The organism is Burkholderia sp. YIM B11467, from assembly GCF_052952715.1.
Genome location: NZ_JBQVSQ010000005.1, coordinates 242749 through 252441 on the forward strand (window position 1 = coordinate 242749; position 9693 = coordinate 252441).

General features: G+C 70.8%; 4 protein-coding genes. All 4 read right to left on the minus strand.

Features of this window, described 5'->3' with window-relative positions; translation table 11 throughout:
• Positions 1-10: 10 nt before the first annotated feature.
• From ACTRWB_RS19340 to ACTRWB_RS19355, 4 genes are read right to left on the minus strand one after another with little or no spacing between them, the layout of a single operon-like run.
• Positions 11-2284 (minus strand): TonB-dependent siderophore receptor, encoded by a 2274-nt coding sequence (locus ACTRWB_RS19340; protein ID WP_446902921.1) that lies wholly within the window; start codon positions 2282-2284, stop codon positions 11-13.
• Positions 2285-2306: 22 nt separating this feature from the next.
• A complete protein-coding gene (locus ACTRWB_RS19345; RefSeq protein WP_446902922.1) occupies positions 2307-3671 on the minus strand; it encodes a lysine N(6)-hydroxylase/L-ornithine N(5)-oxygenase family protein in 1365 nt (454 codons plus the stop codon).
• A 32-nt stretch (positions 3672-3703) separates the two neighbouring features.
• Positions 3704-4717, minus strand: a complete 1014-nt coding sequence (locus ACTRWB_RS19350) for a GNAT family N-acetyltransferase (protein WP_446902923.1) — start codon at positions 4715-4717, stop codon at positions 3704-3706.
• Positions 4707-9686, minus strand: a complete 4980-nt coding sequence (locus ACTRWB_RS19355) for an amino acid adenylation domain-containing protein (protein WP_446902924.1) — start codon at positions 9684-9686, stop codon at positions 4707-4709. The genes ACTRWB_RS19350 and ACTRWB_RS19355 overlap by 11 nt, the downstream gene beginning before the upstream one ends.
• Positions 9687-9693: the final 7 nt, after the last annotated feature.

Below are 9693 nucleotides of genomic sequence, written 5' to 3' on the forward strand. Positions count from 1 at the left end.
GCGCGCAACGTCACCAGTTGTATTTCGCGGTTGCGATCACCGTGCGGTCGGTGCCGAACACGCAGACGTTCATCGACTGGCAACCGCTGATGTAATGGCGGTTGAACAGGTTCGTCCCGTTCACCGCGAAGCGCCAGTTACGCGTGTCGTAATGCACGCCCGCGTCGAACAGCGTGACGCTCGATACCGTCAGCGAGTTGTCGGCCGCACCGGCCGACGCGCTCTGGTAGCGAATGCCGCCGCCGAGACCGAAGCCGGCGAGCGGCCCCGTGTGCCACGTCCAGTCGGTCCACAGCGACGCCATCTGGCGCGGACGCGGGATGTCGACCGGCCAGTTGTTCAGCGACACGTCGTTGGCCTTCACGTTCTTCACGTCCTGGTACACGTACGACGCGATCAGCGACAGGTTCCGCGTGAGCTTGCCGGTCGCGCTCAGCTCGATCCCGCGCGAACGCACCTCGCCCGTCTGCACCGACTTCGTGCCCTCAGGGTCCTGACTCGGCAGCGCAGACGTGAGCACATTGGTCTGGTTGATCTGGTAGATCGCCGCGTTCAGCATCAGGTTCTTGCCGGGCGGCTGCCAGCGCAGGCCCGCCTCGATCTGCTTGCCGCGGGTCGGCTGCGGCAGCCCGCCGCCGAGCAGGTTCACGCCGATCAGCGGGTTGAACGACGTCGCGTAGCTGACGTACGGCGACAACCCATAGTCGCCCTGGTACGTCAGACCGACACGGCCGGTGAACGCCGTCACGTCCGCCTTCGTCGACGTGCCGGCCGCGCGGTCGTCCATCCGCATGTTGACCCAGTCCTCGCGGCCGCCGAGCGTCAGCGTCCAGCGGTTCCACTTGATCTGGTCCTGCGCGTACAGGCCGAACGTGTTCATCGCCGTGTACGTGTTGGTGCGGGACGTCGACGCCGGATCGAACACCGCCGTCGTGACCGGCAGGTAAACCGGGTTGTAGATGTTCAGCGGCGGCGCGGCGGCGAGCCATTCGCTGTCGGTCGCGGTCTGCCGGTTGTACTGGAAGCCGAGCAGCAGCGTGTGCTGGAGCGGGCCCGTCGCGAAACGGCCTTCCACGTTGTTGTCGATGTCGAAGCGGCTGTAGTTCATCTGGAACACGCCGGCCCAGCGCGACACGTCGGTCGTGCTGCCGTCGACGAAGCCGTTGCCGAACACCGAGCCGTTGTCGAGCGACAGGTGCATCAGGCGCACGTTCTGCCGGAACTTCCACGCCGGGGTCAGGTTCTGCTCGAACTGGTAACCGACCGACCACTGCTTCTTGCGGTAGTAGTTGAAGTTCCCGTCGCCTTCATAGACGTCCTTGTTGATCTGCCCGTTCGGGTTCGGCAGCACCGTGCCCACCGCCGGCAGGAAGTTCGACGAGATGTCGCCCCAGTCCTGCAGGTACGTCGCGGACAGCGTCAGCGACGTATCCGCGTTCGGGCGCCAGCGGAACGACGGCGCGAGCGCGACGCGCTGGTCGTTGTTCGGGCCGGTCAGCGCATTGCCGTCGCGCGCGACGCCGACGAAGCGGTACGCGTACTTGCCGTCGGCGTCGAGCTTGTCGCCGACGTCGATCATGAACTGCTTGCGCGCATAGTTGCCGATCTGCACGCCGGCCTCACGCACGCGCTCGCCGTCGGCGAGCTTGGTCTGCACGTCGATGATCGCGCCGGGGTCGCCCGCGCCGTACAGCACCGAGGTCGGCCCGCGCAGCACGGTGATGCTGTCGATCATGTACGGATCGACGCGCCAGCTCGCGAGGTTGATCGTGTTCGGCACCTGCAGCCCGTTCACGTAGGCGGTCGGCGTGAAGCCGCGCAGTGCCGCGTACCAGTCCGAACGGTTGTCCGAACCGTACGACGAGAAGCCCGGCACGTAGCGCAGCGCCGCGTTCACGTCGGTTGCGCCGGTCATCTCGATCTGCTGCGCGGTAACGACGTTGATCGTCTGCGGAATCTCGTTGATCGGCGTGTCGGTCTTCGTGCCGGCGCGGCTGCGCTTCGCGACGAGCCCGACCGTGCCGTCTCCTTCCGAGGCCGCGTTGACGTTGATCGCCGGCAGCGTGCCATTCGGCGAGCCGTTCTGCGCGCCGGTCGACGTACTGGCCGCCGCACCGTTCTGCGCACTGCTGGCCGACGCCGCCGCGCCTGCGTTCCCGGCCGGCGCCGTCTGGGCGTATGCCTGCCCCGCCGCCGCACCGAACGCCACGCTTGCCGCGGCTGCGATCGCACGCAAACGCGTGCCTGTTGCCCACTCCATCTTTCTCTGCTCCACTTTTCTCATGCGGTCTCCGACCGCGCCTTTGTCAAAGAGCGAAAGCCATGCGGCCCGCGCTCACCCCGTTTTCTTGTCGTGCCCGGGCCGCGCCTTCGTTTTGGGCGGGCGCGATCCCGTCTTCGAGCGACGCGCAGATTTCGTCCGCGCGGCGTGCCAGTACCGACAGCAGCGTGTCGGACAATCCGTGGCTGTCTTCGCAGCAGCCTTGCAGGTAGATGCGCGGCGCGAAGTGTTCGGGCGTCGCGAGCAGGTAGTCGCGCGTGACGTCGCCGCGCGTGAGCGCATCGCCCAGGTGCGGCGCGAGCCCTTCGAGCAGCGCCGAATGCGTGTCGCGGCGGTAGCCCGTCGCGAGCACGAGCGCGTCGAAGCGCTCGACGCGCGTGGCGCCGCTCATCCGGTCGCGCAGCGTCAGTTCGATGCGACCGTCGGCGCTGCGCACTGCGCCCTCGATCGCGCTGTTCGCGAGCAGCGCATGACGCGGCGTGCCGTCGATGCGCTGCAGGTACAGCATTTCGTAGATCTGTTCGATCAGCGGCCGGTCGACCACCGCGTAGTTGGTGTCGCGATAGCGATCGAGCAGCGCGCGGCGCGCGTCGTGCGGCTGCGCATAAACGACGTCGGTGAACTCGGGGCTGAAGATCTCGTTGACGAACGGACTGTCGTCGGCCGGCTTCAGCGCGCCGGCGCGCATCACGAGGCTCGCGTCGACATGCGGGAAGCGGCGCGCGAGATCGATGAACACCTCGGCCGCGCTCTGCCCCGCGCCGATCACCGCGACGCGGCGGCGTTCGCCGTCCGGCGACGCGACGAGCCGGTCGATGTCGGTGAGATACGACGACGAATGGATCACGCGGTCGCGGCCGAGCGCGGCGAACGCGTCCGGAACCGCGGGCGTGCCGCCGACGCCGACCGACAGCGCGCGCGTGACCCGCTGGCGCTCGTGGCCGGCGGCGTCGCGCGACAGCACGCGCAGCGCGTCGATCCGCGCGCCGTCGCCGTGCACGGGTTCGATCGCGAGGACGGTTTCGCTGTAATGGACGCGATCGTCGAACGCGTCGGCGACCCAGCTCAGGTAGTCGTGGAATTCGACGCGGGTCGGATAGAAGTTCTTCAGGTTGACGAATTCGTTCAGCCGGCCGCGTTCGAACAGGTAGTTGATGAACGTGTAGCGGCTTTTCGGATCGCGCATCGTGACGAGATCCTTCAGAAACGAGATCTGCATCCGGCAGTCGTCGAGCAGCATCCCGCGATGCCAGCCGAATTCCGGTTGGCGCTCGACGAAGCAATGGGCGAACGTGCGCGCGTTGCTGCGCTCCGCGAGGCGCACGGCCAGCGCCAGATTCGACGGCCCGAAGCCAACGCCGATCAGGTCGAATACGGTTTCTCTCTGCATGTTTCAGCTCCCTTGTCGGTGAATCCGGCCCGTCAGACGTGACGGCCGGAGAAGAACGTCTCGCGCAGCGTGCGCATCCACAGCGGCTGCGCGTCGGCCAGCGCGAGACGGCGCTGCCGCGCGAAGCCATGCCGCGCGAGATGGTCGGCAACCCGCGCGTGGCCGGCCGGAACGGCACAGCCGACCGCTTCGGTACGCAGGTCGTCGAGAAACAGGTAATGAACGACGGACGGCAGCCAGCCCGCCACGCAATGCGGGCCGCGCCAGCGCGACTCGCCGACCAGCATCCGCAGCCCGCGGTCGTAGTCGCGCGCCGCGACGTGCGGTGCGAGCGCGTCTTCCTTCAGCCAGTAAGCCTCGAAGTACGCGAACGGCTCGCCGTCGAAACAACCGACGAGCGGCGTGACGTGCGGATCGGCGTCGGCCGCGCCAGGCTGCGCGCCCGGCCAGCCGTCGCGCACGCGCGGCTCGGCGAACCAGCGCGCGACCCGCTCGGCATCGTCGGCCGGCTGCCAGCCGTGCAGCGTGAAGCGCACGCCGAGCGCCGGCAGGTCACGCGCGTAGACCTCGCCGCGCGGCGCGGGCGGCCGGCGCGGGTGACGCCGGCCGCCGGTCAGCATCGGCAGCGTCGCGCACGGCAGATGCGGGCCGACGAGCCAAAGATCGGCCTGCTGTGCCCAGCCGTCGCGTACGCAGCGGCCGCCGTCGGCGAGCACGCCACTCGCGCGCAGCGCATCGAGCGCCACCGCCGGCCATGCGGCCGGATCGAGCCGGATCGTCGCGTGGTGCGCGCCGTCCGAAAACGCCGCGGACAGCGCGGCCAGCAGCCCACGCCGCTGGTCGGCCGGCGCCGCGCGATGGTTGTACGCGACGAGGCGCAGCGTGCCGTCGTCCGCGAGTTGCGCGCGCAGCAACTGCGCGCCGATGCCGTCGCCCTGCGCGACCCGGATCTCCGAGCCGTCGCGCGCGGCGAACAGGCCGTCCGCGAACGCGAGGCGGCACGTATCGGGCATCGTGAATCCGTCCGGACGCACTTCAGCCAGCATGGCGTTCCTCCTGTCCTGTTTCTGCTTGCGCATCGAGCCGCGCGCCGAGCGCCGCGAGCGTCGGCGACGCCAACACGTCGGCGACCGTCAGCGCATGACCGGCGCGGACGGCCGCGTCGACGAAACGCACGACGTCGAACGACGTCGCGCCGGCTTCGAACAGGTCCGCGCCGGGCTCGGGCGCAGCCGTCGCGAACGTGTCCGACCACAGCGCCGCGAGCGCGGCAGCCGCGTGCGGCGTGTGGGACGGCGTGACGGCGAGTGCGCCGCCGCTTGCATGGGCGATGCCAGCCATTTGCGCGACGGCAAGCGTATCGGGTGCGCCGAGCGCAGCCTCCGACGCACCGGCGAAGCGCGCGACTTCGTCGTGATAGACATCGACGAGCGTATCGACGAAACCGCGGTCGAGCAGTTCGTCCGCATACGAGAACGCGGCGCTCACGCGGCCGTCCGGATGCTCGACGACGTCCAGCTCGAGCGTGAACACGACGCGATGGCGCACGTCGTCGAACGCCGCGAGCGACAGGCCGGCCCAGTCACGAGCGGCCGCGCCCGTCGGGCGCAGGTAGTTGAACATCACCTGGAACAGCGGATTGGCCTGCGCGGTACGCGGCGCGCGCAGCGCCGCGACGACGTCCGCGAACGGCACGTCCGCATGCGCATACGCGGCGAGCGCCGTGTCGCGCACTTGCGCGAGCACGTCTGCACGGCGGGCGGCCGGGTCGATTCGCGTGCGCACGACGACCGAATTGATGAACAGGCCGAGCGCATCGCGTGCCGCATCGCCGGTCAGTTCGCGTGTCGACGCGAGCACGCCGACCGGCTGGTCGGCCGCGCCCGTCGCGCGGAACAGCGCGGTATTGAGCGCCGCGTGCAGCAACATCGGCAGCGTCGCGTGCGCCGCCGACGCGGCTTCGCGCGCGGCGCGGATCAGCGGCGCGTCGAATTCGAACGCGATGCGGGCCGCGCGCCATTGCGGCACGACCGGCGCATCCGCGCGCTGCGGCAGCACGCGTGACGGCAGATCGGCCAGCGCGTCGTGCCAGTACGCGACGCGGGCCGGATGGCACGGCGCGGGCAGCACGAGTGGCGCAGCCGCTTCGGCCGGCACGGTGTCACCCTGCACACGAGCGACATAACAGGCGCGAACCGCATCGAGCCACAGCTCGATTGATTCGCCATCCGACACGATGTGATGGATCGTCACCGACAACACGTGGTCGTCCGTGCCGAGCCGCAGCACGCGGGCGCGCCACAGCGGCGCATCGGCCGCGAAGTCGAATGGCGCGAGCGCATCCTCGTCCGTCAGCGCCGCCGCGCGGGCGAGCGCATCGGGCTGCGCCGACAGGTCGACCAGCGGCAGCGCAACCGGTGCCGCCGCGTCGATCCGCTGGCCCGGCAACGCACCGTCGCGGACGACGAGTCGCGCGCGCAGCGCCGGATGCACGGCCGCCGTCGCCGCGAACGCGGTGCGCAGCGCATCGACGTCGAGCGGGCCGCGCACGCGCAGCGCGACCGGAATGTTGTACGCGGCGCTGTCCGGCTGCGCGCGCCACAGGAACCACAGGCCAAGCTGCGCGGGCGACAGCGGCCATACGCCGTGTGCGTCGGGTTTGGCGACCGCGACGCCCGGCGCTGCCGCACCGGCAAACGCGGCGCGCGGTGCGTCAGCCACCTGCAGCGCGTACTGCGCGAGCACCGGCGCCTCGAACAGCGCGCGCACCGGCACGTCGCGGCCGAGCCGTTCGGCCACGCGCGTCGCGACGCGCACGGCGGCGAGCGAATGGCCGCCGAGATCGAAGAAATGATCGCCGCGGCCGACGCGCTCGAGATGCAGCACGTCGCACCAGATCGCCGCGAGCGCGGCTTCGTCGCCATCGCGCGGCGCTTCGTACGCACGCTCGACGCGCACGGGCGCCGGCAACCGTGCGCGGTCGACCTTGCTGTTCGCGTTGCGCGGCAGCGCGTCGAGCACGATCAGTTGCGCGGGCACCATGTAATCGGGCAGCGTGCGGCGCAGGTGCGCGTCGAGCGTCGCGGCTTCGACGGGTTGCGCGGCCGCCTGCGCGTCGGCGGTCAGTTCGACATACGCAACGAGTTGCGCGAGCGCGCCCTGCCCGTGCACGACCGCGCACGCTTCGCGCACCGCGTCGTGCGCGGCCAGCTGCGCTTCAATCTCGCCGAGCTCGATACGCAAGCCGCGCAGCTTCACCTGGTGGTCGACGCGGCCGATGAAGTCGAACACACCGTCCGCACGGCGCCGCACGAGGTCGCCCGTGCGATACAGCCGCGCGCCCGGTGCGCCGTACGGATCGGGCACGAAACGTTCGGCCGTCAGCGCCGGGCGATCGAGATAACCGCGCGCGACGCCGATCCCCTCGCCGCCCAGATACAGTTCGCCGATCACGCCGACCGGCAGCGGATGCAGCCGCTCGTCGAGCACGTGCGCGGTGCGCGCGCCGACCAGCGTGCCGATCGGCAGATACGCGGCGTCGCCGAGCTTCGCGAGATCGTCGCCGGGCCGGAACATCCACAGCGTCGGCGTGATGACCGTCTCGGTCGGGCCGTAGCCGTTGACCACGCGCACGTTCGGCAGCGCGCGGCGCAGCATCGCGAACGCCTCGCGCGACGTCGCCTCGCCGCCGACGGTCAGCGACCGCAGCGTCGGCGGCGCACCGTGCGCGAGCGCCCATTCGGCGAGTTGCGCGGCGCAGCCCGGCGGCACGTAGGTCATCGTCACGCCGTCGCGGACCATCATCGCGCAGGTCTGCGCGGGCGGCCACAGCACGTCGGCCGTCACCGACACGGCGGCGCCCGACATGTATTGCGAGAACCAGCCTTCGTGTGCGCCGTCGAAGTTGACCGACTGGAACAGCAGGAACACGTCCTGCTCGCCCGCGCCGTAGCGCTCGGCGATCGCCGCGCAATGCAGCGCGAACGACGCGTGGTCGACGATCACGCCCTTCGGCTTGCCGGTCGAGCCCGATGTGTAGATCGCGTAGGCCGCATGGCCCGGCAGCACATCCGGCAGCGTGACGTCCTCGGCTTCGTCGAGCGCCTCGATTTCGTCGGCGCGCCAGACGCGCAGCGACGGCAGCTCGGGCAACGACGCGGCGCTCGCGCCATCGGTCAGCACGTGTGCAATGTTGGCATCGCCGACGATCTGCGCAAGCCGCTCGCGCGGATGGGCCGGATCGAGTGGCACGAACGCGGCGCCCGACTTCAGCACCGCGATCAGTGCAACGAGCAGGTCGACCGAGCGCTGCAGCGCCACGCCGACGCGCATCTCCGGCCGCACGCCGGCCGCCACCAGATGGCGTGCCAGGCGCGCCGCGCGGGCATCGACTTCGCCGCGCGTCAGCGCGCGATCGATATCGGCGACGCCGCGAGCATCGGGCCGCGCGTGCGCATGCGCGGCGATGCGCGCATGCACGGGCATGAACGGTTCGGTATCCGTCGCGCCCGCCGGTGCATTCCACGCAAACAGCTGTGCCCGCTCGTCGGCCGGCAACCAGTCGAGATCGCCGACCGGCATGTCGGGGCGCGCGAGCGCGTCGCCGAGCAGCGTGACGAAGCGCGCGGTCAGCCGCGCGATTGCGTCGGCGTCGAACAGGTCGAGCGCGTAGATGAACGCGGCGTCGAACGTCCCGTCGGGCGTTGCCTCGACCGACAGCGTCAGGTCGAACTTCGCGGACGGCGTGCCGGACGGCAGCAACGCGGCCGACGCCGCGCCGAGCGCAGGCAGCGCACGGCGTTCGCCATACGCGGCCATCACCTGGAACAGCGGATGGTGGCTCGCGCTGCGCGGCACGCCGAGCGCGTCGACCACCTGCTCGAACGGCACGTCCTGGTGCATCTGCGCGTCGACGAGCGCGCGCTGCGTGCGCGCGACCAGCGACGAGAAGTCGCCGTGCGCGGGCACGTCGACGTCGATCGCGAGCGTATTGACGAAGAAGCCGATCAGGCCGGCGACCTCCGCGCGTTCGCGGTTCGCGGCCGGCACGCCGACGCAGATTCGCGCATCGCCGGTCGCGCGCGCCAGCAGCGCATCGAGCGCGGCGAGCAGCACCGCGAACGGCGTCGCGCCCGATGCGGCCGCGAACGCGCGCAGTTGCGCACCAACGCGCGCGTCGAGCGAAAACACGTGGCGTGCGCCGCGCGCACTGCGGCGCGCCGGCCGCGCGGTGGCGCCCGGCAGCGTCAGCACGCCGCGCTGCGGATCGAGCCGTTCGCGCCAGAACGCAAGCTGGCGATCGCGTTCGCCGGCGTCGAGCCAGCGACGCTGCCACAGCGCGTAGTCGGCGTACTGGATCGGCAGCGGCGCGAGCGGCACCGGCCGGTCGGACGCATACGCGCGATAGAACGCCGCGAGTTCTTCCAGCATCACGCCCGACGACCAGCCGTCCGACACGATGTGGTGCACCGTCAGCGCGAGCCAGTGATGCGTCGCGTCGAAGCGCACCAGGTGCGCGCGCACGAGCGGCGCCGCGCCGAGATCGAACGGTTCGGCTTCGTCGGCCGTCGCGACGGCCTCCGCGCGCGCGGCACGCTGTGCGTCCGGCAGCGCTTCGAGATCGGTTTCGCGCCACGGGCAGCGCAGCGGCGCGTGGATCGTCTGCGCGACACCGTCCGGCGCCTCGTCGAAAGTGGTACGCAGTGCCTCGTGGCGTGCGATCAGCGCGTCGCACGCGAGACGCAGCGCATGCGCGTCGAGCGGGCCCGTCAGCGCCAGGCGCTCGGTGATGTGATACGCGTCGGGCGCGTCGATCAGCCGCGCATGCAGCCACAGCCGCGTCTGCGCGAACGATGCCGGCACGCGGTCGCTGCGCGGCGTGCGCGGCGGGATCGGCAGCACGCGAAAGTCGATGCCGGCCGCGCCGAGCTTGTCGATGAAGACCGCGCGCTGCGCGTCGGGCAGTTGCGCGAAACGCGTCGCGAGCGCCAGCCAGTCGGGTTGCACCTTCGTCATCCGTCGT

Bases quoted from the DNA above. Each gene is read 5' to 3' on its own strand.
- ACTRWB_RS19340 (WP_446902921.1), bottom strand. From the start codon at position 2,284: ATGAGAAAAGTGGAGCAGAGAAAGATGGAGTGGGCAACAGGCACGCGT.
- ACTRWB_RS19345 (WP_446902922.1), bottom strand. From the start codon at position 3,671: ATGCAGAGAGAAACCGTATTCGACCTGATCGGCGTTGGCTTCGGGCCG.
- ACTRWB_RS19350 (WP_446902923.1), bottom strand. From the start codon at position 4,717: ATGCTGGCTGAAGTGCGTCCGGACGGATTCACGATGCCCGATACGTGC.
- ACTRWB_RS19355 (WP_446902924.1), bottom strand. From the start codon at position 9,686: ATGACGAAGGTGCAACCCGACTGGCTGGCGCTCGCGACGCGTTTCGCG.